Below are 23,082 nucleotides of genomic sequence, written 5' to 3'. Positions count from 1 at the left end.
GCTCCCCGCACGGGGGGCGGCCTTCGTGCGTTCTCCCTGCCGCGCGCGCCTAGGCTGGAGGGGTGAGTTCCCGCACCGAGACGCCGCGTTCGACGTCGGCGTATCGTCTCGCCGGCATCGTGATCCTCCTCGTCGCCGCCGGCGCCGCCCTCGTCTGGGCGCTCCTGGTCGGCGGCGGAGCGAATCCGCCCCTCCTGCAGGATCCCGGTCCCGTGGTGCTGTGGGGCACCCCGCTGGCGAAGCTCGTGATGAACATCGCCGGTGCGGTCATGCTCGGATCCCTCGTGCTGGCCCTGTTCGGGCTGCGAGCGGGGGAGCGCACCTTCGACACGGCGCTGAACGTCGCCTCGATCGGCGCCGCGGCCTTCACCGTCTCCGCCGGGCTCGCCGGGTTCTTCTCGTTCATGGCGGCGTTCAACCCGCAGCTCAGCATCGAGCGCGAGTTCGGCTCGCAACTCGGGCGCTTCCTGCTCGAGCTCCCGCTGGGGCAGTCCTGGCTCATCACGACCGTCCTCGGCGCGATCATCACCGTCCTCGCGTTCGCGTGGCGCACGTGGACGCCGACCCTGATAACCGCGCTGCTGGCCGCGGTGTCGTTCCTGCCGCTCGCGACGCAGGGCCACGCGGGCGACCTCGACGGTCACAACATGGCGGTCAACTCGATCCTCCTGCACACGATCGGCGCCGCGGTCTGGCTCGGAGGTCTGCTGCTCCTGGTGCTCCTCCGCGGGCAGCAGGGGCTCGACCTGCCCACCCTCGTCGGACGCTACTCGTCCGTGGCGATCGCGGCTTTCGCGGTCGTCGCGCTCTCCGGCTTCACCCGGTCGATCGTGGCCGTCGGCAGCTGGGAGGCGGTCTGGACCACCCCGTATGGCCTCATCGTCGTCGTCAAGGCCGTCCTGCTGCTCGGCATGGGTCTGCTCGGCGCGTGGTACCGCGCCCGCCTGATCCCGCGGCTCCGCGGAGAGCGGGCGTCCCGGTGGTTCTGGGCCCTGGTGCTCGGGGAGGTGGCGCTCATGGGCCTCGCATCCGGTGCCGCGGCCGCCCTCGCCCGCACGCCCCCGCCCACCGGCGAGGTCGCGGCGTTCGCCCAGACCCCGGCGCAGATCCTCACCGGGTCGCTGCTGCCGCCCGAGCTCACGCTGGAGCGCTGGTTCACGGCGTGGGACATCGACGTGCTGTGGCTGGTGGCGGCCGGCTTCGGGCTGTTCTTCTACCTCGCGGGCGTGCGCCGGCTCCGGCGGCGCGGCGACCGCTGGCCGCTGCACCGCACGATCTTCTGGGTGCTCGGGCTTCTCCTGCTGGTGTGGGTGACCGGCGGTCCCATCAACGCGTACCAGGAGTACCTGTTCAGCGTGCACATGCTGGGGCACATGATGCTCTCGATGGCGATCCCGCTGCTCCTCGTCACCGGCGCCCCGATCACCCTCGCGCTGCGCGCGATCCACAAGCGCGACGACGGCACCCGCGGCGGGCGCGAGTGGATCATGTGGGCCGTGCACTCGCCCTTCGCGCGGGTCGTGACGCACCCCATCGTCGCGGCGGCGATCTTCATCCTCTCGCTCTGGGCCTTCTACTTCACCGATCTGGTGCGCTGGTCGATGTACGAGCACCTCGGGCACGAGTGGATGGTCATCCACTTCCTGATCTCCGGCTACCTGTTCGTGATGAGCCTGATCGGCGCCGATCCGGTGCCGTATCGCCTGCCCTACCCCGGTCGGCTCATCACCCTCATCGCCGTGATGGCCATGCACGCGTTCTTCGGCATGGCGATCATGATGCAGGAGGGCCTGATGGTCGCGGACTGGTTCGGGGCGATGGGCCGCGACTGGGGCGCCGACCCGATGACCGACCAGTACGTGGGCGGTGGCATCGCGTGGTCGATCGGCGAGATCCCCACGCTCATCCTCGCGATCACGGTCGCCATCCAGTGGAGCCGGAGCGACACCAAGCTCCAGCGCCGCCGCGACCGGCATGCCGACCGCACGGGGGACGCCGAGCTGGAGGAGTACAACGCCCGGCTCGCCGACCTCGCCGCTCGCGATCAGCGCATTGCCGAGCGCGAGCGCCGCTGACGCCGTCGCGCCGTCACTCCCCGGGGTCGTCCGGGGAGCCGACGCGGATCGAGGCGGAGCCGTCGGGCAGGATGACGATGGAGCCGTTCAGGCGGAACGGGACGTCTTCGGAGACCGGCTCCACTGACCCGTCGAACAGCGACTGGATCTCGACCTCGACGTGCGCCACCGCGTTCGTCGGCGGGATCTGCCAGTGGCCGTCGTCCGAGGGGGCGACCATGATCTCGGGCTGCTGGGCGATCGACCACTTCGGCGGCGCGGCGATCCTGTTCTCCACGCGCAGGCCGAACGGGCACGCCGTGGGCTGCAGCACCTCCTGCGTGGTGCACGCCGTGAGGAACTCCTCGACGCGCTCCTGCACCACGTCGACGAACGCCGCCGTCGGCTCCGTCTGCACGTCGAGGGGAGTGACGGCGAGAGGCGTGTCCGCGAGCACGCCGTGGCCCGATGACTCCGAGATCGCCGTGTCGACGGTGACGGAATAGACACCGGGGGTGAAGACGAGCAGGGGCAGCGGGTCGAGGGGCTGCGCCGCGGGACCGTCGGCGGACACCTGGCGGCGGTCGACCTCGAACCCGTTCACGGCGAACCGGTCGGAGCCTCGCACCGTGAGCTCCACGACCGCGAGCGGGCTGGTCGTGAACCGCCAGTTCGGGGTGACGCCCGCCCAGCCGTCCTGGGCGACGTGGAACGTGGTGGTGCCGGTGTGCCCCCCGGCCCGGTAGCTCACGGTGACGGCGGTGCCGTCACCGGACGGCTCCTCCGACTCGACCTCGATGTCGGTGAGCGGACCGAGGGCGGACCGGCGCAGCATCGCCTCGGAGGCGGACGGATCGATCCCGGCGTCGTCGAGGGTCTCGCGGTCGATCGCAACGCCGGGGACCCGGAGCGCATCGGCCGCTCGCCCCTCGGCGAGCAGATCGAGATAGCGGACGACGAACGCCGACGGGCCGTAGAACTGGCGGTAGAGCGTGGCCCCGCCGGCCCCGATCGCGGCCACCAGGAGGACGCCGATGAGCGCGAGGATCGCCAGATCCGCGCCCAGGCTCGACCGCCGGGGCGTGCGCGTCGCGGCCCGCTCCATGGCGTCAGTCTAAAAGGGCGTCCTGAGGGGACGCCGAGCGTCGGCGGCCCCGTGCCGGACCGGGCACGTAGCATGGGGGAGCGCCCCGTGTCCGCCCCGTCAGCCCTGTGAGAACCGTGTCCCTTCCCGCCCTGTCCGAGGAGCAGCAGGAGCTGTTCCGGCTCATCGAGGACACCCGGGAGCACGTGTTCATCACCGGTCGCGCCGGCACCGGCAAGTCCACGCTGCTGCAGCACTTCGCCTGGAACACCAAGAAGCAGATCGCGATCTGCGCGCCCACCGGCGTCGCCGCCCTCAACGTGGAGGGGCAGACGATCCACTCGCTGTTCCGTCTCTCCATCGGCCTGATCGGGGACGGCGACATCGACCAGAACGACGCGACGCGGCGCATCCTCAACGCGATCGAGACCCTCGTCATCGATGAGATCTCGATGGTCAACGCCGACCTCATGGACGCCATCGACCGGTCGCTGCGACAGGCGCGGGGCCGGCGGGGTGAGCCCTTCGGCGGAGTGCAGATCGTGATGTTCGGCGACCCGTACCAGCTCGCCCCCGTCCCGCCCCGAGGAGACGAGGCGCGGTACGTGAAGGACCACTATCGGTCGTTCTGGTTCTTCGACGCGAAGGTGTGGGCGGGCCCTTCGACAGGCTCAGGGACCCACTCTTCGACGGGCTCAGGGACCCACTCTTCGACGGACTCAGGGACCCAGGGGGCGCTGTTCGAGGTCGACACCCGTGCGGAGCTGCACGTGCGGGAGCTCGTGCAGATCCACCGGCAGTCGGACGACGGCTTCAAGTCGATGCTCAACGCCGTCCGGTACGGCCGGGTGACGGCGGAGATCGCCGGCATCCTCAACGCCCAGGGTGCCAGGACCCCTCCGGATCCCGAGCCGGGTGAGGTGCCGATGATCACGCTCGCCACACGCAACGACATCGTGAACAGCATCAACAGCCGCCACCTCGCCGCCCTGCCCGGCAAGGAGCAGACGGCGCGGGCGGAGGTCAGCGGCGACTTCGGACGCGGCGAGGCCTCGCTCCCCGCCGAGTCGGAACTGCGGCTCAAGGTCGGTGCGCAGGTGATGTTCCTGCGCAACGACACCGCGATGACCGGGGAGCCGCCGCGCTGGGTGAACGGCACCATCGGCACGGTCACCCGCATCCTCGGCGGGACCGTGCGCGTGGAGATCGACGGCGAGGAGGTCGACGTCGAGCCGGCTGTCTGGGAACGGTTCCGGTACGCCTACGACCCGAACACGAAGAAGCTCTCTCGTGACGTCGTCGCCGAGTTCACGCAGTTCCCGCTCCGGCTGGCATGGGCGGTGACGATCCACAAGTCGCAGGGCAAGACCTACGACCGCGCGATCATCGACCTCGGCTCCGGGGCCTTCGCGCCCGGGCAGACGTACGTCGCGCTGAGCCGGCTCACGTCGCTGGACGGGCTGTACCTGTCACGCCCGCTGCGGCCGAGCGACATCCGCGTGGACGAGGACGTCCGGCGGTTCATGCGCGACGCCTGGCTCGCCGCCTCGACGCCGGAGCTGCCGACGTCCTGACCCTCCGCCGCCGCGTCAGGCGGCGACGCGGGCGCGGTCGAGGTCCTCGAAGAGCTCGGTGTTGAAGCGGTACGCGAGCAGCACCTCGTCGATGACGCGCTCGCGCTCGGCCTCGTCCCACGGCGCGGCATCGAGCTGCTCACGGTAGACGTCCTTGAAGGCGGACGGGTCGGCGATGTCGTCGAACAGGTAGAAGCCGATGCCGTTCGTCTCGAAGCCGAAGCGGCGGGCCATCACCCGGCCGATGAAGAGGCCGCCGGACAGGTCGCCGAGGTAGCGGGTGTAGTGGTGCGCGACGAACCCGCCGGCCCAGGTGCTGCCGACCTGGCGGATCCGCTCCACATACCGCTGGGTGGTGGGCAGCGGGGCGATCCGGTCGCGCCAGTCGGGGCCGAGGAGGAAGGCGAGGTCCGCCTCCAGGGCGGGCAGCCGCGTGAGCTTGTCGCTGAGGAACACGGACGCCACCGGGTCCTGGCGCATGCGCTCGCCGGCGCTCTCCAGTGCGTCGTAGATGAAGTAGTGCTGCGCGACCAGCGCGATGTAGTCCTCGCGCGACCCCTCGCCCTTGAGCAGGTCGGACATGAAGCCGGCCGTCTCGCTGCGGGAGTGCGACCCGGAGGAGCGCTCGCGGAGGGCGGCGGAGAAGGAGAGGATCTCGGACATGGCTTCAGTGTAAGGGCAGCCTAACCTTGGAGGGAAGTCCGACCTCCGGTGACGCGGATCAGGCGTGCGGACGCGGCTCGACGCCCAGGCGGGCGCAGGCCGCGTCGTACAGGGCGACGATCTCGCGGCGCACCTGGGCGCGCTCGGTGATCGCGCCGCCGGGCCACGGCACCCGGAGCTCCGCCGTCGTCCCCCCGCGGGTGATCTCCCACACGCCGGCCTCCCCGTCGAAGCCCGTCATGACGGATCCTTCGACCTCGTCGGCGGACGGCGCGGCGAAGGCGCGGGCGATGAGCAGGTTGTCGTCGGTGTGGTCGTCGTTCATGTGGCGGAGGACGGCGGCGATCACGTCGGCATCGAAGTCATGGGGCACACGGACACCCTACGACGGCTCGCGGGGCCGACTTTCAGCATCCGCGTTCTAGACTCGGGGGACACGTCTTCGGGGGTTCCCACACATGCAGCTTCTCTCGTCGCGCCGGTGGCGCGCCGCAGCGGCCACGGCGGCCGTACTCGGTCTCGTCCTCACCGGATGCTCCTCCGAGGGCACCTTCAGCTACACGCCACCCGACCAGGTCGATGCGGCGCTGCCCGACGACACGGCCGCGGCGCTCCAGGGGGCCGTCGACAACGCGCTCGCCGCCTCGGGTGCCAGCGGTGCGATCGTCGGCGTCTGGGTGCCCTGGAGCGGCACCTGGGTGACCGCCACGGGAACGCAGAACACGGCGGAGGGCGGCGAGCTCTCCACCGACATGTCGTTCCGCATCGCCGACGTGACCCGGCTGATGACCTGCGACGTCCTCTACGCGCTCGCCGACGAGGGCACCGTCGAACTCGACGCCCCCGTGCCCGAGTACGTCTCGGGCGTCGCCGACATGTCCGACGTCACGCTCGTCGACCTCTGCAACGGCACGAGCGGCGCCGGGTCCTCCGAGGCCACGGTCAAGAGCGCCTGGCTGAACACGCCGGAGCGCATCTGGGCACCGCTCGAGCTCGCGGGCTACGGCCTCGGGCGGGCGCGCATCGCGCCGCACACCACCTTCCGCGACTCCGATGCGGGATACCTGCTCCTCGGGCTCGCCCTCGAGCGCGCGTCGGGGATGAGCGCGCGCGAGCTGATCGCCGAGTACGTCACCGAGCCGCTCGGCCTGGCAGACACCTCCCTCCCCGGGCCGGTCGCTGCTCCCCCCGCGGACGGGCCGGTGCTGAAGGGCAACTACATGACCGCGGTCGAGGGCGGATTCACCTGCGCCGCCCCGGTCGACATCACGACGATGTCGTCCAGCACCGGGTTCACCGACTCGGGTGCCGTGTCGACGATCACCGACCTCGGCCGCTACATCCAGGCGGAGGCCAAGCAGGTGCTCCGCACGAAGGACGAGCCGAACCGCTTCGGATCGCCTCTCCCCGCGTACGACAAGGCGCCCTCCTGGTATCAGGCCGCCGGTGGCGCGTATCTCGTCGGGTCGATGATCGGGCAGCACGGCTGGACGCCCGGGTACGCCACGGCGGCCTATTCCGACCCGACCACCGGCTTCACCGTCGCGGTCGTCCTGAACGACTCCACGAGCGGATCGCGGTTCGCCCAGCAGCTGTCCTGGGAACTCGCGGCGATCGCCTCCAAGGCGCCGGCAGCTGCCGGTGAGACGGCTCCCGAGTTCGGGCTGCCGTACACCGCGGAGCAGTACCACCAGGCGACGACGGAGGCGGCGATCACCTGCGTCCCGCCGGCCGGCTGAGCGCTTCCGACGAGCAAGAGGTGCGCATGGCGATCGTCGACAACGCGATCTACGTGGACGGGGTGCGCACCGAGAACCCGCAGAGCCTGAGCGAGACGTTCGAGCGCATCCGCGCCCGCCGCGGCATGGGCTGGATCGGCCTCTACCGGCCGAGCCCGGAGGAGATCCGGGCGGTCGCCGACGAGTTCGGCATCCATGAGCTCGTGGTCGAGGACGCGCTCTCCGGGCACCAGCGCTCCAAGCTCGAGCGCTACGGCGACGTGCTGTTCATGGTGCTGCGTCCGGCCCGCTACCTCGACGAGCGCGAGGAGGTCGAGTTCGGCGAGGTGCACGTGCTCGTCGGACCGGACTTCGTGGTCACCATCCGCCACGCGGAGTCACCCGACCTCGGCCGGGTCCGCCGCCGGCTGGAAGCCGATCCCGCCCTGCTCGCGCACGGCCCCGAGGCGGTGCTGTACGCGATCCTCGACGAGGTCGTGGACGAATACTCCCCGGTGCTCGCGGGCCTCGAGAACGACATCGACGAGATCGAGAGCCAGCTGTTCGAGGAGGACGCCGACGCGACGCAGCGGATCTACGACCTCGGCCGCGAGGTGATCGACTTCCAGCGGGCGACGCAGCCGTTGGCCGGGATGCTGGAGGCGCTGCTGCGCGGTTCCGACAAGTACCGCGTCAGCGAGGAGCTCCAGCGGTACCTGCGGGACGTGCTGGATCACACGCTGCGCGTGAGCGACAAGGCGACGACCTTCCGCACCGTGCTCGACAACGCCCTCACCGTCGAGTCGACCATCGTCGCCCGGCGCCAGAACGACGAGATGCGCCGGATGACGGAGCTGAGCATCCGCCAGAACGACGAGGTGAAGAAGATCTCCGGGTGGGCGGCCATCCTGTTCGCGCCGACGCTCGTCGGCACGGTCTACGGCATGAACTTCGATCACATGCCGGAACTCCACTGGGTGCTCGGCTACCCGATGGCCGTGCTGCTGATGGTGGCGATGGGCGTGGGACTGTACGCGGCCTTCAAGCGCAAGGGCTGGCTGTAGCGCCCACCCTGGCGGGTCAGGGGTGTCGGTAAAGATGCTTACGATCTAACATGTTAGACCGTATCCTTTCCCTCTCGCTTCCTCGAGGACTGCGTGATGCTCCCCTCCGAACCGTCGTCCCGCGCACGCGTCCGGGCGCGCCCGCACGTCCGGGGCCTCACCGGCCTGCGGGCGCTGGCGGTCCTCGGTGTCCTCGGCTTCCATCTGGCCCCCGCAGCGGTGCCCGGAGGGTTCATCGGGGTCGACGTGTTCTTCGTCGTGAGCGGGTTCATCGTCACCCGGCTGCTGCTGCAGGAGCTGGCCCGCACGGGTCGCATTGGGATGGGGGCCTTCTGGGCGCGGCGCGCGCGACGGATCCTCCCCGCTCTCGGGACGATGATCGCCGTCATCGTTCCGCTGGCCTTCGTGGTGGACTCCGACCTGCTGACCGGCATCCGGCGTCAGCTCATCGGGGCGCTCACCTTCAGCTTCAACTGGTTGTCGATCGCCGCCGAGGGGGACTACTTCGCCGACGAACAGCCCGACATCTTCATGAACCTGTGGTCGCTCGCGGTCGAGGAGCAGTTCTACGTCCTGAGCCCCCTGCTGGTCGTGCTCGCCCTCGTCGGCTTCGGGATGCGGCGTCGCGCCCTCGTGGCCGGGGCGCTCACGCTGGCGGCGGCGTCGGCCGTCGCGATGGGGGTTCTCAGCGGCGATCCGTTCGGCTCCCCGACCCGGGCGTATTTCGGCACGGACACGCACGCCTTCGGGCTGCTGATCGGCGCCGCGCTCGCGGCCGCCCTGGGCCCGGATGACATCGCCGTGCCGTCCCGTCGCTCGCGCGTCGCCCGGACCGTCGTCGGGGGCGCCGCCCTAGGAGTCCTGGTCACGATCGCCGTCACGATGTCGTCTGCGGGAGGCTTCCCGGCGCGAGGAGGCCTGCTGCTCGCGAGCATCGCCGCTGCCGGCCTGGTGTGGTCGGCGGCGACCGTGCCGGTGCTCGGCCGCTGCCTCGACATGCGGCCCCTGCGCTGGGTGGGGGAGCGCTCCTACGCGCTCTACCTGTGGCATTGGCCGCTGCTGCTGATCCTCAGCGCCACCCCGCTGGTCGACGTCCCTCCGCTGCTCGTGATCGCGACAGTCGTGCTGAGTGTCGCCGCAGCCTCCGCCTCGTACGTGTTCGTCGAGAGTCCCTTCCGGCGCGCGACACGGCCGGGGCTGCGCGCGGACCGGCCTCGCGTGGCGGCCCGGGTCACGGCCGGCGCGCTGGCGGGGGTCCTCGCGATCGCCGCGCTCGGGATCGCGGTGGTGCGGGGCGATGCGTCGGGGGCGGAGCAGCTCGTGGCGCGCGGCAGGCACGCCGTCGAGGCGCCGCCGTCACCCGCCGCGAGCGACACCCCGACGGCCGACGCGCCGGCGGCTCGGAAGCCCTCGTCGGCACCGTCCGCTGCTCCGCGGATGCCCGCGGTGCGGGGTGCCGACATCACCGCGATCGGAGACTCCGTCATGCTCGCGGCGGCGCCGGCCCTGCAACAGGGGTTCCCGGGGATCGCGATCGACGCCGCCGTGTCCCGCAGCATGTGGGCGGCCGCCGACATCCTGGCGCGCCACGTCGATGCCGGCGCCCTCCGCCGGTACGTGGTGATCGGTCTCGCGACGAACGGCGAGGTCCCCATCGGGGTCCTCGAGAAGGCACGGGCGATCATCGGCCCCGACCGCGTCCTCGTGCTCGTGACGGGCCACGCCGACCGCGGGTGGGTCGCCTCCGCGAATGCGACGCTCGCCGCCTTCGCTGCAGGCTCCCCACGGACGGTCGTCGCGGACTGGGACGCCGCGATCGCCGCCCGCCCCGGCGCACTCGCGCGGGACGGGATCCACCCCCAGCCGGAGGGCGGGGTGATCTACGCGGACGTCGTCCGTCGCGCGATCGCCGCGGCGCGTGCCGCCGGGCCGGGCGCCCCCTGAGCGATTCGACGGGTTCTGCGGGGTCGTCGCGAGGGCTGGCGAGTCCGCGCATGGGATGATCGCAGCATGGAACTCGTGGCGGGAATCGACTCCTCGACGCAGTCCTGCAAAGTCGTCATCGCCGACGCGGTCTCCGGCCGGGTCATCCGGGAGGGCCGCGCGCCCCACCCGCCGGGGACCGAGGTCGACCCCGAGGAGTGGTGGCGTGCCCTGCAGGCGGCGATCGTGGCCGCAGGCGGCTTCGACGACGTCCGCGCGTGGGCGATCAGCGGCCAGCAGCACGGCATGGTCACGCTCGACGCGCAGGGCCGGGTCGTCCGGCCCGCGCTGCTGTGGAACGATCTGCGGTCGGCCGATGCCGCCGCCGCCCTCATCGCCGAGCACGGTGCGGCGGCACTCGCCGAGCGCACGGGACTCGTGCCCGTGCCCTCCTTCACGCTCACCAAGGTGCGCTGGCTGCGGGAGCACGAGCCCGCGAACGCGCGCCGGGTGGCGGCGGTGGCGCTCCCGCACGACTGGCTCACGTGGCGCCTGCGCGGGTTCGGACCGCAGAGCGCCCGCGGGCCTGTGCTGGAGGAGCTCGTGACCGATCGTTCCGAGGCGTCGGGGACCGGGTACTGGACCGACGCCGGCTACGATCGCGAGCTGTTCCGCGCGGCGCTCGGACAGGACGCGATCCTGCCGCGGGTGCTGGCGCACGACGCGGCCGTCCTGGACGACAGAGGACGGCCCGTCGGCCCCGGATCCGGCGACAACGCGGGCGCCGCCCTCGGCCTCGGTGCGGGCGTGGGCGACCTCGTGCTCTCCCTCGGGACGAGCGGCACGGCCTTCGCGACGAGCGCGCACCGCACGGTCGATCCCACCGGCACCGTGGCGGGCTTCGCGGATGCGGCCGGCGGGCATCTGCCCCTCGTCGCCACGGTGAACGCCGCCCGGGTGCTCGACGTGGTCGCGGCCCTCCTCGGCGTCGACCACGAGGGCCTCGGCCGGCTCGCGCTCGCCGCGGAGCCCGGCGCGGGCGGGCTGGTGCTCGAGCCGTACTTCGAGGGAGAGCGCACGCCGAACCTCCCCGACGCGACCGGGACCCTCTTCGGCATGACGCTCGGGTCGACGACGCGCGAGAACCTCGCCCGTGCGGCGTTCGAAGGGGTGCTCGGCGGTCTGCGCTACGGCCTCGACGCCATCCGCGGCCTCCGGGTGCCGGCGGAGCGCGGAATCCTCATCGGCGGCGGTGCCCGGTCGGCGGCCGTGCGGGCGATCGCGCCGCTGATCCTGGACATCCCGATCGACGCGCCGCCTCCCGGCGAATACGTGGCCTGGGGCATGGCCCGCCAGGCGGCGCGGACGCTCGGGCGGGAGCTGCCTCCGGCCGCCTGACCGCGCTCAGGCGGGGGGTGAGAGAAGGTCGGCCCAGGCCGCGGTCCGGTCGCCGATGAGGTCGGTGCCGACGACGACCCAATCGGCGCCGGCCACCGCCAGGGCCGTCGCGTCCGCCCGGCGCACGCCGCCGTCGACGCCGATCCGCCGCGTCGGTGCGGACTCCCGCAGGGCGCTGACCTTGGCGAGGACGGTGCGGTCGAACGCGCTGCCGGCCTGACCCGGCACGATCGACATGCAGAGCACCGCGAGGTCCGCCGGCACGCTGGTCGCCGGGGTCTGCGGAGACACCGCCAGCCCCGGCGTGCCGCCGCGGCGCACGATGCGATCGACGGCGGCCTCCCAGTCCTCGCTCTCGACGTGCACGACGACGAGGTCGCAGAAGTCGGTCCACGGGTCGACCTCGACCGCGGAACGCCGCGCCATCACGTGCGCCTCCGCCGTCAGCCCGGTCTCGGCGGCGAGGGTCGCCGCCTCCTCGGCGCGGAAGCCGCCCGCGGCGGCGAACCGCCCGTCGGTCGTGTCCCAGTGCAGACGGCGCAGTCCGGCCGCCCGCAGGCGCTCCGCGGTCGCCCGCCGTTCCGCCGCGGGCACCGACCACAGCGACCCGGCGACCTGGATCATTCGTCCTCCGCGAGCACGGCCTGGGCGAGCGCGTGATCGGTGAACAGCTCCGTGATGAGGCCGACCCGGGAGACCGTGCGGATGGCGTCGGCCTTGGCGGCACCGCCCGCCACCGCGACCACGCGGGGCACCTTCTGCAGCTGGGCGTAGGAGATGTTCACGCAGCGGTCCTGGAACCCCTCGTCGACCGGGGTGCCGTCGCTGCCGATGAGGATGCCGGCGATGTCGGCCACGCACCCCTTGCGCAGGGCGTTCGCGAGGTCGTCGATGGGGAGCACGTCCCGCACCTGCGACACGGGCGGATCCCACGCGCCGACCGAGAGCAGGGCGGTCGTGACGGAGGGGAACAGGTCCATCGCGGAGCGGATGTCGGGGTGGTTGCGCAGGCTCGCCGCGGTGTCCCGGTCTCCGACGATGAGGGGCGAGAAGATGGGGTAGACCGCGCCGCCCGCGCGCCGCGACGTCTGCCGGACGACCTCGATGGGGGAGGAGGCGAGGTCGCCGGCGACCACCCCGGTGAGCTGCACGATCGACAGGCGCGGCAGGTGGGCGAACTGGCTGGCGGTGGCGGTGAGGGTGCGGCCCCAGGTGACGCCGAGCACCTCGTCCTCGTGGAGGGTGTCGCTGAGCGCGCGGGCCGCGGCGGCGCCGATCTGGCGGCGGACGTCGTCGTCATCGCCGTGGGAGCGGACGACGAGGCAGTTCTCGAGGCCGAGCTTGTCCTGCAGGCGCTGGCTGAGCTCGACGTCCGGCAGGCCCCAGTCGTGGATCTCGATCGTGACCACGCCCTCCTCCCTGGCGCGGGTGAGCAAACGGGCCACCTTGAAGCGGGAGATGCCCAGCGCGTCGGAGATCTCGACCCGGGATCGGTCCTCCAGATAGTGGGCCCTGGCCACGGCGGCCATCAGCGCGCGCTCGTGTTCCAGGCCTTTCGACGCATCGCTCATTTGAGCGCTGAAATCACGAAACTGTGACATATGTGATTCTGCCTTCCTCCGACTCCGGCCGCTTTCCTATGCTCAAACGTACATCCAAGCATCACAGATGAGCGCAGTGGATCTGCACGGCGCGATCGAAGGAGACGTGTTGACGGTCAATGACGACATCCTGGCAGTGGCGCGCGAGCGCCTGCGGGCCGAGGCCGACGCCGTGACGGCGCTCATCGACACGATCGACGACACCCTCGTGACCGCCGCGTCGCTGATCCTCGCCGGGACCGGCAAGCTGTTCGTCGGCGGCTCGGGGACCTCCGGCACCGTCGCCCGCCGGATGGCGCACATCCTGTCGGTCACCGGCACTCCCGCGCTCCCGTTCTCCCCGATGGACGGTCTGCACGGCGCGTCCGGCGCGATCACGGCCGACGACCTCGTCCTGCTCATCTCCAACGGCGGCGCCTCCGACGAGGTCGTGCAGCTCGCCCGCATCGCCCGCGGCCGCGGCGCCCGCGTCATCGCCCTCACCCGCAGCCACACGACCCCGCTGGCGCAGCTCGCCGACCACAGCGTGGCCGTCGCGGTGTCGCCCACCGCCGACATCGGCGGCATCGTGGCCACCGGCATCACCATCGCCCAGTCCGCCTGGGGCGACGCGCTCGCGGAGGTGCTCATGCGCGGCCGTGGCTACACGTGGGCGGAGTTCATGACCACGCACCCCGCCGGTGCCGTCGGACGCCTCGAGGATCTGCCCGCGGACCCCGCGCGCATCGTCATCCCCGCTCCCGCCGGGGGTGCGCGATGATCGACGTCGTCGCCGGAGTCGACAGCTCCACGCAGTCCTGCACCGTCGAGCTCAGGGACGCCACGACCGGAGCCCTCATCGGGACCGGCCGGGCGCCGCACCCGGTCACCCACCCGCCCGTGAGCACCCAGGACCCGCAGGCGTGGTGGCAGGCGCTCGTCCTCGCCATGACCGAGGCGCGGGCCGACCACGACGTCCGCATCGTCGGCGTCGGCGTCGGGGCGCAGTGCCACGGACTCGTCGTCTCGGGCGCCGACGGCGGGGTGCTGCGCCCGGCGCGCCTGTGGAACGACACGACCTCGGCCCCGCAGGCGTCCGCGCTGCTCCGAGCCCGCCCCGCGTCGTGGTGGGCCGAGGAGATCGGCATCGTGCCGTCCGCGGCCATCACCCTGTCCAAGCTCGTCCAGCTCGCCGAGACGGATGCCGAGACGTGGGACCGCACCCGCCACCTCGCCGTCCCGCACGACTGGCTGACCTTCCGCCTCACCGGCCGCCACGTCACCGACCGCTCCGATGCGTCCGGCACCGGCTACTACGCGGCCGCCGCCGGGCGCTGGCGCACCGACATCCTGGACGAGTTCGTGGGTCCCCGCGACTGGGCGGCGCTGCTGCCCGAGGTGCTCGGGCCCGACGAGGCCGCCGGACGCATCCTCCCCGAGGCCGCCGCGGCGCTGGGCGTCGATCCCGCCGCGGTCGTCAGCGCGGGCGGGGGCGACCAGCACCTCGCGGCGCAGGGCATCGGTCTCGGCGCCGGCGACATCGCCTACAGCCTCGGTACCTCCGGCGTGGTGTTCGCCACCACACCCGACCCGGTCGTCGACCCCCGCGGAGCCGTCGACGGCGTCGCCAACGTCACCGGCGGGTACCTGCCGCTCGTCTGCACGCTCAACGCCACCAAGGTCACCGACACGATGGCCCGGCTGCTCGCCGTCGACCATGCCACGCTGACGGCCCTCGCCCTCGACGCGCCGCTCGACCCCGACCGTCCCGTGCTCGCCGCCTATCTCGACGGCGAGCGCTCGCCGCGGCTCCCCGGCGCGCGGGGCATGCTCGCCGGGCTCACCACCGCGACCAGCCGCGAGCAGCTCGCCCTGGCCGCCTTCGAGGGCGTCGTGCTCGGCCTGGTCCGCGGAGAGCGGGCCGTCGCCGACCTCGGCATCCCGGTGACCGGCAACACCGTCGCCATCGGAGGCGGCGCACGGTCGCTCGCCTACCGCCAGGTGATCGCCGACCTCACGGGGCGCCCGGTGCACACCGTCGACGCGCCGGAGGGCACCGCCCGCGGCGCCGCCGTGCAGGCCGCGGCCGTGTGGCGCGGGACCACGGTCGCCGCGGTGACCGCGGAGTGGCGGCCGGAGGTCACCTCCGTCACCGCCCCCGCCGCCGATCGCACCGACATCGCGGACCGCTACCTCGAGCTCGCCGAGCTCCAGGCCGACGGCCGACGGTTCTAGGCGGACGCATGCCCGCTTCCACAGGAGAGAGAGGACACCCATGACGGAGATCCCCACCACCATGACCGCCAGCGTGCTGCGGGGGGTGAAGGACCTGGCGCTCGAGGAGCGCCCCGTCCCGGTCCCCGCGGCCGACGAGGTGCTGATCGAGGTCGCCAGCGTCGGCGTCTGCGGCTCCGACGTGCACTACTACGAGCACGGCCGCATCGGCCCGTACATCGTCGACAGCCTGCTCATCCTCGGCCACGAGGTGAGCGGACGCATCGTCGCGGTGGGTGCGGACGTCGACCCGGCGCGGATCGGCCGGCGCGTCGCCATCGAGCCGCAGCGGCCCTGTCGTCGCTGCGACTTCTGCCGGGCGGGCGACTACAACCTCTGCCCGCAGATGGCCTTCTACGCCACCCCGCCCGTGGACGGCGCGTTCTGCGACTACGTGCTCATCCAGGACGACTTCGCCTACGACGTCCCCGACTCGATCAGCGATCACGCCGCGGCCCTCATGGAGCCTCTGTCGGTCGCGATCGCGGCCGCGCAGAAGGGCGGCATCAAGGTCGGCGACACCGTGCTGATCGCCGGAGGCGGCCCGATCGGCATCATCACGGCGCAGGTCGCGAAGGCGTTCGGCGCCGTCGACGTGGTGATCGCCGACATCAACCCGGCGCGCCGCGAGCTCGCCGCGTCGTACGGCGCGCGCACGGTCGACCCGGCCGCCGACTCCACCGTGGAGCTGGAGGCGAACGTGTTCATCGACGCCTCCGGCGCGACGCCCGCCATCGTCAACGGCATCCGCTCCACCCGGGCCGGCGGCACGGTCGTGCTCGTGGGCAGCGCCGACGAGTTCCCGCTGTCGGTGCCCGAGGTCGCCATGCGCGAGCTCAACGTCACCGGCATCTTCCGGTACACCGGCACGTGGCCCATCGCCCGTGCGCTCCTCGAATCCGGTCAGGTGGAGCTCGACTCGCTCGTGACCCACGTGTACGGCATCGAGCAGGTGGAGGAGGCGCTGTCGGGCGAGGGGTCGATCGACTCCCTCAAGCGCATCGTCCTGCCCCGCGTCCGGCGCGTCGACGAGCCCGCCGTGAAGGCGGCGTCATGACCGAGACCCTGCTGTCCGTCGAGGGCGTCTCGAAGTCGTTCCCCGGCGTGAAGGCCCTGGACGACGTCTCGTTCGACGTGCGCCCCGGCACCGTCCACGCCCTGTGCGGAGAGAACGGCGCCGGCAAGTCGACGTTGATGAAGATCATCAACGGCATCTACCAGCCCGACGCCGGCACCATCCGGGTGCGCGGCGAGGAGGTGCGGATCAAGAACCCCATCGACGCCCGCGCCCGCGGCATCGCGATGATCTCGCAGGAGCTCAACTACGTGCCCGGCATGACCATCGCCGAGAGCTTCTTCCTCGGCCGCCTGCCGATGAAGTTCGGCAAGGTCGACTGGCGGTTCATCCGCAGCGAGGCCCGGCGCATCCTCGCCGAGGAGGGCCTCGACTTCTCCATCAACCGCCGCCTCGGCACGCTCACCGTGTCGGAGATCCAGACCCTCGAGATCCTCCGCGCCGTCTACCACAGCGCGGACGTGCTGATCATGGACGAGCCGACCTCGGCGATCGCGCACAAGGAGGTCGAGTCGCTGTTCGCGAAGATCCGCGACCTGCGCGCCCAGGGCAAGTCGATCATCTACATCTCGCACAAGATGGACGAGGTCTTCGAGCTCGCCGACGACATCAGCGTGCTGCGGGACGGCACCGTGGTGAGCTCGCAGCCGGCCTCCGAGATCACGTCGAGCCAGGTGATCGCGCAGATGGTTGGTCGTGACCTCGACCACCAGTCCTACCCGAAGGAGCACGTCGAGATCGGCGACACGGTCTTCCGGGCCACCGGGCTGTCGGCCGAGCACATGTTCGAGGACATCGACCTGCACATCCGCGCCGGCGAGATCGTCGGGCTGGCCGGACTCATCGGCGCCGGGCGCAGCGAGGTCATCCGCGCCGTATTCGGCCTCGACAAGCTGGATGCCGGGGAGATCGAGGTCGACACGCAGACCGTGAAGATCAAGAACCCGACCCAGGCGATCAAGGCGGGCGTCGCGATGCTGTCCGAGGACCGCCGCCTGGTCGGCATCGTCCCGCAGCTGAGCATCATGAAGAACGCCACCCTCGCCAGCCTCCGCAAGGTGATCCACGGCGGCTTCGCCCGGCGTCGGGAGGAGGAGGAGCTCGTCACCGAGTACTTCCGGAAGATGAACGTCAAGGCGCCGAGCCTGCAGACGCGCATCGCGAACCTCAGCGGCGGCAACCAGCAGAAGGTGCTCCTGGCCCGCTGGCTGATCGCCGACCCGAAGGTGCTGCTCCTCGACGAGCCCACCCGCGGCATCGACGTGGGCGCGAAGTTCGAGATCTACAAGATCATGACGGAGCTCGCCCGCCAGGGCCGCGGCATCCTCATGATCTCGTCCGAGCTCCCCGAGCTCATCGGCATGTGCGACCGCATCTACGTGATGTCGGCCGGACGCCTCACCGCGGAGCTGACGCCCGATCAGTTCTCGCAGGAAACCATCCTCACCTACGCCATGAATGAAATCGAGGTGGCATGACAATGCTCTCCAACCTGAAGAGACTCGAGGTGAACCGCTTCTCGATCTACATCATCCTGCTGGTGGTGATCGTCGCGGCGAGCTTCCTGAGCCCGAACTTCCTGAGTTCGGACAACATCTTCAACGTGCTGCGCCAGGTCGCGGTGATCACGATCCTCGCCTTCGGGGCGATGACGCTGATCATCGGCGGCATGATCGACCTGTCCGCGGGCGCCGTCATGGCGTTCGCCGGCGTGGTGTCGGTGCTCGTGTACAAGTCGACGGGCAACCTGCTGCTCGCGATCCTCGCCGGCATCCTCATCGGCATGCTCTGCAACCTCGTGAACGCCTTCCTCGTCGCGACGCTGAAGACCCCCGCGTTCATCGTGACGCTCGGCATGATGCTGATGGCCCGCGGCGCGGTGCTGGAGCTGACCCAGGGGCAGAACGTCCTCCAGCTGGGCGACTTCATCCTCATCGGCCAGGGCAACCTCGGCTGGCTGCCGATCCCGGTGCTCGTGCTGATCGGCGTGACGATCGTGATCTGGTACCTGATGAACCAGACCCGGTACGGCCGCTCGGTGTACGCGGTGGGCGGCAACGAGGAGGCCGCGCGTGCCGCCGGGATCTCGGTGGAGCGCGTGAAGTACCAGGCGTTCCTCGTCAACGGCGCCCTCGTCGGCATCGCCGGTGTGATCTTCATGTCCCGCGTCAACGCCGGCCTCCCCAACGCCGGTGTCGGCTACGAGCTGCAGGCCATCACCGCCCCGATCATCGGTGGCACGAGCTTCTCCGGCGGCGTCGGCACCGTGATGGGCACGCTCGCCGGTGCGCTCATCGTCGGCATCCTCGGCAACATCATGAACCTCATCGGGATCGGCTCGTACATCCAGCAGATCGTGATGGGCGCGATCATCGTCGTCGCCGTCGCCTACGACGTCTTCAGCAAGCGCGGCAAGGCGAAGACCACGATCCTCAAGTCCGACGCGAAGGGCGATCCCTTCCCCGTCGGAGCCTCCGCATCCTCATCCGACCCGGGAGGCGGCAGGACGTCGTCCTGACCGCTCCCACCCGACCGCTTCACCCCACCCAGAGAAACAGGAGAAGACAATGAAGAGTCTTACCCGCAGGATCATCGCGTTCGGCGCCGCTGCCGCCGCGGCGATCAGCCTCGCCGGCTGCGCCGTCACCACCGGGAACCCGACCGGGAACGGCGGAGGCGGTGGCTCCGAGGACAAGGACGAGTACCGCGTCGCCTACATCGCCCGCGCCCAGGCCGACTCGTTCGCCGCCTGGCTCGCGAACGAGATGAAGACGGCGGCCGGCGAGTACGACGACATCACCCTCGAGGTCTTCGACGGCCAGGCCGACGACGAGATCGAGAACAAGATGATCGAGAACGCGATCGCGAACAAGTTCGACGCGATCATCGTCCAGGCCAACAACGCCGACGCGCAGCTGCCGTACATCCAGCAGGCCATCGACGCGGGCATCGTGACCATCACGACCAACCCGCGTGTCGAGGGCCTGACCGGTGGCGACTCGGTCGACGCCGACCCGTACAAGCAGGGCGCGGTCGTCGCCGAACTCGCGGTGGAGCAGATCCCGGACGGGGCCAACGTCGTGGTGCTGAACGGCCCGGCCGGCAACTTCCACAGCACGGCCCGCCGTGACGCCTGGGAGAAGGAGTTCTTCGCCAAGCGTCCCGACGTGAAGATCGTCGCCGAGGACATCGCGAACTGGAACAAGGACGAGGCGATGACCCTGATGGAGGACTGGTCGCTGGCCAACTCCGACATCGACGCGATCATCTCGATGAACGACAACATGGCGTCCGGTGCGCTGGAGGCGGTGAAGGGCAAGGGCGGCTTCGACGGCATCCTCGCCTACGGCGTCGACGGCACCCCCGAGGCCGTCCTGCTGATCGAGGCCGGCACCATGACCGCCACCTCGCTGCAGAACGCCCGCGAACTGGCGGAGCTCAACCTCAAGGCCGTGCACGATCTGCTGACCGGCGCGGAGGACGAGGTGAACGTCGACATCGGCAACCCGCTCATCACGAAGGACGACGTCCAGCAGTACATCGACCTGTACAAGGAAGCCGGACTGCTCGACCAGTGACACCGGCCGGGGGAGCGGGCTTCCGCCCGCTCCCCCGATCCGTGCCCGACCACCGACGAGGAGCGCTGATGCTCGCACTCACCGCCGCCGAGGCCCCCGCCCGGGTCCGGGAGCTGTCCCGCGACGGGCGGCCGTTCCTGCTGGGCGTCGTCGGGCCGCCCGGCGCCGGCAAGTCCACGCTGGCCGAGCGGCTCGGGCCGCCGGTGTTCCCGATGGACGGCTTCCACCTCGCCAACGACGACCTCGATCGCCGGGGGCTCCGCGACCGTAAGGGGGCGCCGGAGACCTTCGACGTCGCCGGATTCGCCGCCCTGCTCGCCCGCCTGCGCGCGGGGGAGGACGTGCGCGCCCCGCGGTTCGACCGCGACATCGACGCCGCGGTCGCCGACGCCCTGCCGCTCTCCGCCCGAGACCGCGTGATCGTGGTGGAGGGCAACTACCTGCTGCACGACGCCGACGGGTGGGAGCACGTGCGCCCCCTGCTCGACGAGACCTGGTACCTCGACGTCCCCGAAGACCTGCGGCTGCGTCGTCTCGTCGCCCGCCACGAGGCGTACGGGAGATCGCACGCCGACGCCGTCGCCTGGGCGACCGACGTCGACGGTCCCAACGCCGTCCTCATCCGCGCGACCCGGCATCGGGCCGACGCCATCATCACCCTGAACGAAGGAGACGACGCATGAGCGTCATGGATGCATTCGCCCTCACCGGCAAGACCGCGCTGGTCACCGGCGCCACCCGCGGCCTCGGCCGCGAGTTCGCCCGTGCTCTCGCCGAGGCCGGCGCCGATGTGGTCGTCCACGGCCGGGACGAGGCCGCGGCGAAGGAGACCGCGGCCGAGATCGAGGCCGTCGGCCGGCGGGCCTGGGTCGTGCTCGGCGACCTCACCGAGCGCTCCTCCGTGGACCGCATCGCGGCGGAGGCGATCGAGGCCGTGGGCGGACGTCTCGACATCCTCATCAACAACGCGGGCGCCTGCATCCACCGTCCGGCGCTCGAGGTGACGGACGACGAGTGGGCGCACGTCATCGACACGAACCTCACCGCGCTGTGGCGGCTGTCGCAGACGGTCGGCGCGCACATGGTGGGGCGCGGCTCCGGATCGATCGTCAACGTCGGCTCCATCTCGGCCCAGATCGTCAACCGCCCGCAGATGCAGCCCGCCTACAACGCCTCCAAGGCGGCAGTGCACCACCTCACCAAGTCGCTGGCGGCGGAGTGGGCCCCGGCGGGGGTGCGCGTGAACGCCGTGGCCCCCGGGTACATCAAGACCGACATGTCGCCGGTGGACGAGCCGCGCTTCCGCCGGTACTGGATCGCGGACTCCGCTCAGCAGCGCTATGCCACCCCGAGCGAGGTCAGCCCGTCGGTGGTCTTCCTCGCGTCGGATGCCGCGAGCTTCATGTCCGGCACCGTCCTCGTCGTCGACGGCGGGTACACGCTGTTCTGACCGCACGGCACACGCGAGCGCCCGCTTCCGGGGGAGGAGAGCGGGCGCTCGTGCGTGTGCGGGGTCAGTCCTCGCCGTCGGCCTCCGGCATGCCGGGACCAGGGCCGGGGCGCACCTCGGCGTCGTCGCGGATGTCGATGCGGGTGTTGCCGTCGTGCTCCGACACGTCCACGCGCGGCGCGGCGTCGGCCTCCGTCGCATCCGGGGCGGACGTCAGCTGGTCGTGACGGTTCTCCTCGAACGTCTCGTCGGTGGTGTCATCGGGCGTGCTCATGGCTCTCCTTCTTGTCGGTGGTCGAGGATCGGTTGCGGCCCCAGCGGGCGAGCGCGTAGAGGACGCCGCCGACGGCCAGCAGGATGGCGCCGAACAGCCACACCTGCGGGCGCTGCTGGGTGAGGAGCAGGATGCAGGAGGCGACGCCCAGCACCGGCACGAACGTCCACACGCGGAAGTGGTCGTGCGCGACGCGGTCCCGGCGCAGCACCAGCACCGAGACGTTCACGCTGAGGAAGACGACGAGCAGCAGCAGCACGACCGTCTCGGCGAGGGTCGCGAGGTCGCCGACGAGCGTGAGTCCCATCGCGACGAGGGTCGTGGTGAGGATCGCGACCCAGGGCGTCTTCCGCTTCGGGAGGACGCGACCGAGGACGGACGGCAGCAGGTTCTGCTCCGCCATGCCGTAGGTGAGGCGGCTGACCATGATCATCGTCAGCAGCGCGCCGTTGGCCACCGCGATGAGGGCGATGAGGCTGAACAGCCAGGACGGGATGCTCACGCCCGTGGCCTCGACGACGGCGAGCAGCGGGCCGCTCGACTCCTGCAGCTCGGACGCGGGGAGGGCCACGGCGCTCGCCAGGCCGACCAGGACGTACACGACGCCGGCGGTCAGGAGCGCGCCGAAGAGCGCCCGGGGATACGTCCGCCGCGGGTCCTTGACCTCTTCGATCATGTTGGCGGACGTCTCGAACCCGACGAAGGAGTAGTAGGCGATGACGGCGCCGGCGAGCACCGCCAGGGCGACGTTCGCGCCCTCGGGGGCCTGCGTCGCGCGCGACAGGTCGCCGCCCCCGCCGCCGACGAACACCGCGACCACGACGACCACGATCACGAGGCCGCTGAGCTCGATCGCCGTCATCACCAGGTTGGCGCCCATCGATTCGCGGATGCCGCGGGCGTTCAGCAGGCCGACGATCGCGAGGAAGACGATCGCGACGGGGATGGTCGGCAGGTCGACGAAGGTGCTGAGGTAGTCGCCGGAGAACGCGATCGCGAGGCCGGCGGCGCTCGTCACTCCGGCCGCGAGCATGCTGAAGCCGACGAGGAACGACACGAGCGGGCTGTGGAACGCGCGCTCCGCGAAGACCGCGGCACCGCCCGCCCGCGGGTACTTGGTGACGAGCTCGGCGTAGGAGCCGGCGGTGAGCAGCGCGAGCAGGAGGGCGAGGATGAGCGGTGCCCAGAGCAGCCCGCCGACGTCTTCGGAGAGCACGCCCATGAGCGCGTAGATCCCCGCCCCGAGGACATCGCCCAGGATGAACGCGAACAGCAGGGGGCCGGTGATGGCGCGACGCAGCCGGGTGGGTGTCTCGGTGCGGGGCTCGGTCGAGGCGGTCATCCTTGCACGGTAGGGGTGCCAGGCGCGGCCG

At 71.3% G+C, this 23,082-nt stretch carries 21 protein-coding genes; 14 read left to right on the top strand and 7 right to left on the bottom strand.

Going from position 1 to position 23,082, the window contains the following annotated elements; all coding sequences use genetic code 11:
* Window positions 1-62 precede the first annotated feature (62 nt).
* Window positions 63-2,075, top strand: a complete 2,013-nt coding sequence (locus KAF39_RS03695; protein WP_210676018.1) for a cytochrome c oxidase assembly protein — start codon at window positions 63-65, stop codon at window positions 2,073-2,075.
* Between the two features lie 13 nt (window positions 2,076-2,088).
* Here the strand turns inward: KAF39_RS03695 and KAF39_RS03690 are convergent, their stop codons facing one another.
* Window positions 2,089-3,159 carry a hypothetical protein gene (locus KAF39_RS03690; protein ID WP_210676017.1) on the bottom strand — a complete coding sequence of 357 codons (1,071 nt, stop codon included), beginning with the start codon at window positions 3,157-3,159 and terminating at the stop codon, window positions 2,089-2,091.
* 116 nt (window positions 3,160-3,275) lie between these two features.
* Between KAF39_RS03690 and KAF39_RS03685 the strand changes: the two genes are divergently transcribed.
* The gene (locus tag KAF39_RS03685) at window positions 3,276-4,712 is read left to right on the top strand and encodes an ATP-dependent RecD-like DNA helicase (protein ID WP_210676016.1); all 1,437 of its coding nucleotides are present in this window, start codon (window positions 3,276-3,278) and stop codon (window positions 4,710-4,712) included.
* Window positions 4,713-4,727: 15 nt separating this feature from the next.
* Here KAF39_RS03685 and KAF39_RS03680 read toward each other — a convergent pair whose 3' ends face one another.
* A complete protein-coding gene (locus tag KAF39_RS03680) occupies window positions 4,728-5,375 on the bottom strand; it encodes a heme oxygenase (biliverdin-producing) (protein WP_210676015.1) in 648 nt (215 codons plus the stop codon).
* A 58-nt stretch (window positions 5,376-5,433) separates the two neighbouring features.
* Window positions 5,434-5,748, bottom strand: coding sequence for a DUF2470 domain-containing protein (locus KAF39_RS03675; RefSeq protein WP_210676014.1), 315 nt, complete (start codon window positions 5,746-5,748; stop codon window positions 5,434-5,436).
* A gap of 85 nt (window positions 5,749-5,833) precedes the next feature.
* Between KAF39_RS03675 and KAF39_RS03670 the strand changes: the two genes are divergently transcribed.
* The 4 genes from KAF39_RS03670 to KAF39_RS03655 all read left to right on the top strand — a co-directional run bounded on the left by KAF39_RS03670 (window position 5,834) and on the right by KAF39_RS03655 (window position 11,478).
* Window positions 5,834-7,114, top strand: a complete 1,281-nt coding sequence (locus KAF39_RS03670) for a serine hydrolase (protein ID WP_210676013.1) — start codon at window positions 5,834-5,836, stop codon at window positions 7,112-7,114.
* A 26-nt stretch (window positions 7,115-7,140) separates the two neighbouring features.
* Window positions 7,141-8,157 (top strand): magnesium/cobalt transporter CorA, encoded by a 1,017-nt coding sequence (gene corA / locus KAF39_RS03665; protein WP_210676012.1) that lies wholly within the window; start codon window positions 7,141-7,143, stop codon window positions 8,155-8,157.
* 96 nt (window positions 8,158-8,253) lie between these two features.
* Window positions 8,254-10,101, top strand: a complete 1,848-nt coding sequence (locus KAF39_RS03660) for an acyltransferase family protein (RefSeq protein WP_210676011.1) — start codon at window positions 8,254-8,256, stop codon at window positions 10,099-10,101.
* Window positions 10,102-10,167: 66 nt separating this feature from the next.
* Window positions 10,168-11,478 carry an FGGY family carbohydrate kinase gene (locus KAF39_RS03655; protein WP_210676010.1) on the top strand — a complete coding sequence of 437 codons (1,311 nt, stop codon included), beginning with the start codon at window positions 10,168-10,170 and terminating at the stop codon, window positions 11,476-11,478.
* A gap of 6 nt (window positions 11,479-11,484) precedes the next feature.
* Here KAF39_RS03655 and KAF39_RS03650 read toward each other — a convergent pair whose 3' ends face one another.
* Together KAF39_RS03650 and KAF39_RS03645 are read right to left on the bottom strand one after the other, a co-directional pair.
* A complete protein-coding gene (locus KAF39_RS03650; RefSeq protein WP_210676009.1) occupies window positions 11,485-12,102 on the bottom strand; it encodes a hypothetical protein in 618 nt (205 codons plus the stop codon).
* Window positions 12,099-13,049, bottom strand: a complete 951-nt coding sequence (locus tag KAF39_RS03645) for a sugar-binding transcriptional regulator (RefSeq protein WP_210676008.1) — start codon at window positions 13,047-13,049, stop codon at window positions 12,099-12,101. Before KAF39_RS03645 ends, KAF39_RS03650 begins: the two co-directional genes overlap by 4 nt.
* A gap of 97 nt (window positions 13,050-13,146) precedes the next feature.
* Here KAF39_RS03645 and KAF39_RS03640 point away from each other — a divergent pair, with 97 nt between their 5' ends.
* The 8 genes from KAF39_RS03640 to KAF39_RS03605 all read left to right on the top strand — a co-directional run bounded on the left by KAF39_RS03640 (window position 13,147) and on the right by KAF39_RS03605 (window position 21,435).
* Window positions 13,147-13,839 carry an SIS domain-containing protein gene (locus KAF39_RS03640; protein ID WP_210676007.1) on the top strand — a complete coding sequence of 231 codons (693 nt, stop codon included), beginning with the start codon at window positions 13,147-13,149 and terminating at the stop codon, window positions 13,837-13,839.
* The gene (locus tag KAF39_RS03635; RefSeq protein WP_210676006.1) at window positions 13,836-15,293 is read left to right on the top strand and encodes a xylulokinase; all 1,458 of its coding nucleotides are present in this window, start codon (window positions 13,836-13,838) and stop codon (window positions 15,291-15,293) included. Before KAF39_RS03640 ends, KAF39_RS03635 begins: the two co-directional genes overlap by 4 nt.
* 40 nt (window positions 15,294-15,333) lie before the next feature.
* On the top strand, window positions 15,334-16,389 hold the full coding sequence (locus KAF39_RS03630) for an NAD(P)-dependent alcohol dehydrogenase (RefSeq protein ID WP_210676005.1): 1,056 nt from the start codon (window positions 15,334-15,336) through the stop codon (window positions 16,387-16,389).
* On the top strand, window positions 16,386-17,885 hold the full coding sequence (locus tag KAF39_RS03625; protein ID WP_210676004.1) for a sugar ABC transporter ATP-binding protein: 1,500 nt from the start codon (window positions 16,386-16,388) through the stop codon (window positions 17,883-17,885). Before KAF39_RS03630 ends, KAF39_RS03625 begins: the two co-directional genes overlap by 4 nt.
* Window positions 17,882-18,925 carry an ABC transporter permease gene (locus KAF39_RS03620; RefSeq protein WP_246878218.1) on the top strand — a complete coding sequence of 348 codons (1,044 nt, stop codon included), beginning with the start codon at window positions 17,882-17,884 and terminating at the stop codon, window positions 18,923-18,925. Before KAF39_RS03625 ends, KAF39_RS03620 begins: the two co-directional genes overlap by 4 nt.
* 49 nt (window positions 18,926-18,974) lie before the next feature.
* Window positions 18,975-19,985, top strand: a complete 1,011-nt coding sequence (locus KAF39_RS03615) for a sugar ABC transporter substrate-binding protein (protein ID WP_210676003.1) — start codon at window positions 18,975-18,977, stop codon at window positions 19,983-19,985.
* A gap of 68 nt (window positions 19,986-20,053) precedes the next feature.
* Window positions 20,054-20,668, top strand: coding sequence for a nucleoside/nucleotide kinase family protein (locus tag KAF39_RS03610; protein ID WP_210676002.1), 615 nt, complete (start codon window positions 20,054-20,056; stop codon window positions 20,666-20,668).
* Window positions 20,665-21,435, top strand: coding sequence for an SDR family NAD(P)-dependent oxidoreductase (locus tag KAF39_RS03605; RefSeq protein ID WP_210676001.1), 771 nt, complete (start codon window positions 20,665-20,667; stop codon window positions 21,433-21,435). The genes KAF39_RS03610 and KAF39_RS03605 overlap by 4 nt, the downstream gene beginning before the upstream one ends.
* Before the next feature lie 64 nt (window positions 21,436-21,499).
* On the opposite strand, the gene KAF39_RS03600 is transcribed toward KAF39_RS03605, so the two are convergent.
* Window positions 21,500-21,709: a multidrug transporter gene (locus KAF39_RS03600; protein ID WP_210676000.1), complete on the bottom strand. Its 210-nt coding sequence runs from the start codon at window positions 21,707-21,709 to the stop codon at window positions 21,500-21,502.
* Entirely contained in the window at window positions 21,693-23,051 is a 1,359-nt protein-coding gene (locus tag KAF39_RS03595) for an APC family permease (RefSeq protein WP_210675999.1), read from the bottom strand. The genes KAF39_RS03600 and KAF39_RS03595 overlap by 17 nt, the downstream gene beginning before the upstream one ends.
* Between the last annotated feature and the right edge of the window lie 31 nt (window positions 23,052-23,082).

The sequence above is a fragment of the Microbacterium sp. BLY genome (genome assembly GCF_017939615.1).
Lineage (GTDB): Bacteria > Actinomycetota > Actinomycetes > Actinomycetales > Microbacteriaceae > Microbacterium.
This window is presented reverse-complemented; position numbering and strand designations above follow the sequence as displayed.

Bases quoted from the DNA above. Each gene is read 5' to 3' on its own strand.
- KAF39_RS03690 (WP_210676017.1), bottom strand. From the start codon at position 3,159: ATGGAGCGGGCCGCGACGCGCACGCCCCGGCGGTCGAGCCTGGGCGCG.
- KAF39_RS03680 (WP_210676015.1), bottom strand. From the start codon at position 5,375: ATGTCCGAGATCCTCTCCTTCTCCGCCGCCCTCCGCGAGCGCTCCTCC.
- KAF39_RS03670 (WP_210676013.1), top strand. From the start codon at position 5,834: ATGCAGCTTCTCTCGTCGCGCCGGTGGCGCGCCGCAGCGGCCACGGCG.
- corA (WP_210676012.1), top strand. From the start codon at position 7,141: ATGGCGATCGTCGACAACGCGATCTACGTGGACGGGGTGCGCACCGAG.
- KAF39_RS03660 (WP_210676011.1), top strand. From the start codon at position 8,254: ATGCTCCCCTCCGAACCGTCGTCCCGCGCACGCGTCCGGGCGCGCCCG.
- KAF39_RS03655 (WP_210676010.1), top strand. From the start codon at position 10,168: ATGGAACTCGTGGCGGGAATCGACTCCTCGACGCAGTCCTGCAAAGTC.
- KAF39_RS03650 (WP_210676009.1), bottom strand. From the start codon at position 12,102: ATGATCCAGGTCGCCGGGTCGCTGTGGTCGGTGCCCGCGGCGGAACGG.
- KAF39_RS03645 (WP_210676008.1), bottom strand. From the start codon at position 13,049: ATGAGCGATGCGTCGAAAGGCCTGGAACACGAGCGCGCGCTGATGGCC.
- KAF39_RS03640 (WP_210676007.1), top strand. From the start codon at position 13,147: ATGAGCGCAGTGGATCTGCACGGCGCGATCGAAGGAGACGTGTTGACG.
- KAF39_RS03635 (WP_210676006.1), top strand. From the start codon at position 13,836: ATGATCGACGTCGTCGCCGGAGTCGACAGCTCCACGCAGTCCTGCACC.
- KAF39_RS03630 (WP_210676005.1), top strand. From the start codon at position 15,334: ATGACGGAGATCCCCACCACCATGACCGCCAGCGTGCTGCGGGGGGTG.
- KAF39_RS03625 (WP_210676004.1), top strand. From the start codon at position 16,386: ATGACCGAGACCCTGCTGTCCGTCGAGGGCGTCTCGAAGTCGTTCCCC.
- KAF39_RS03620 (WP_246878218.1), top strand. From the start codon at position 17,882: ATGACAATGCTCTCCAACCTGAAGAGACTCGAGGTGAACCGCTTCTCG.
- KAF39_RS03615 (WP_210676003.1), top strand. From the start codon at position 18,975: ATGAAGAGTCTTACCCGCAGGATCATCGCGTTCGGCGCCGCTGCCGCC.
- KAF39_RS03610 (WP_210676002.1), top strand. From the start codon at position 20,054: ATGCTCGCACTCACCGCCGCCGAGGCCCCCGCCCGGGTCCGGGAGCTG.
- KAF39_RS03605 (WP_210676001.1), top strand. From the start codon at position 20,665: ATGAGCGTCATGGATGCATTCGCCCTCACCGGCAAGACCGCGCTGGTC.
- KAF39_RS03600 (WP_210676000.1), bottom strand. From the start codon at position 21,709: ATGAGCACGCCCGATGACACCACCGACGAGACGTTCGAGGAGAACCGT.
- KAF39_RS03595 (WP_210675999.1), bottom strand. From the start codon at position 23,051: ATGACCGCCTCGACCGAGCCCCGCACCGAGACACCCACCCGGCTGCGT.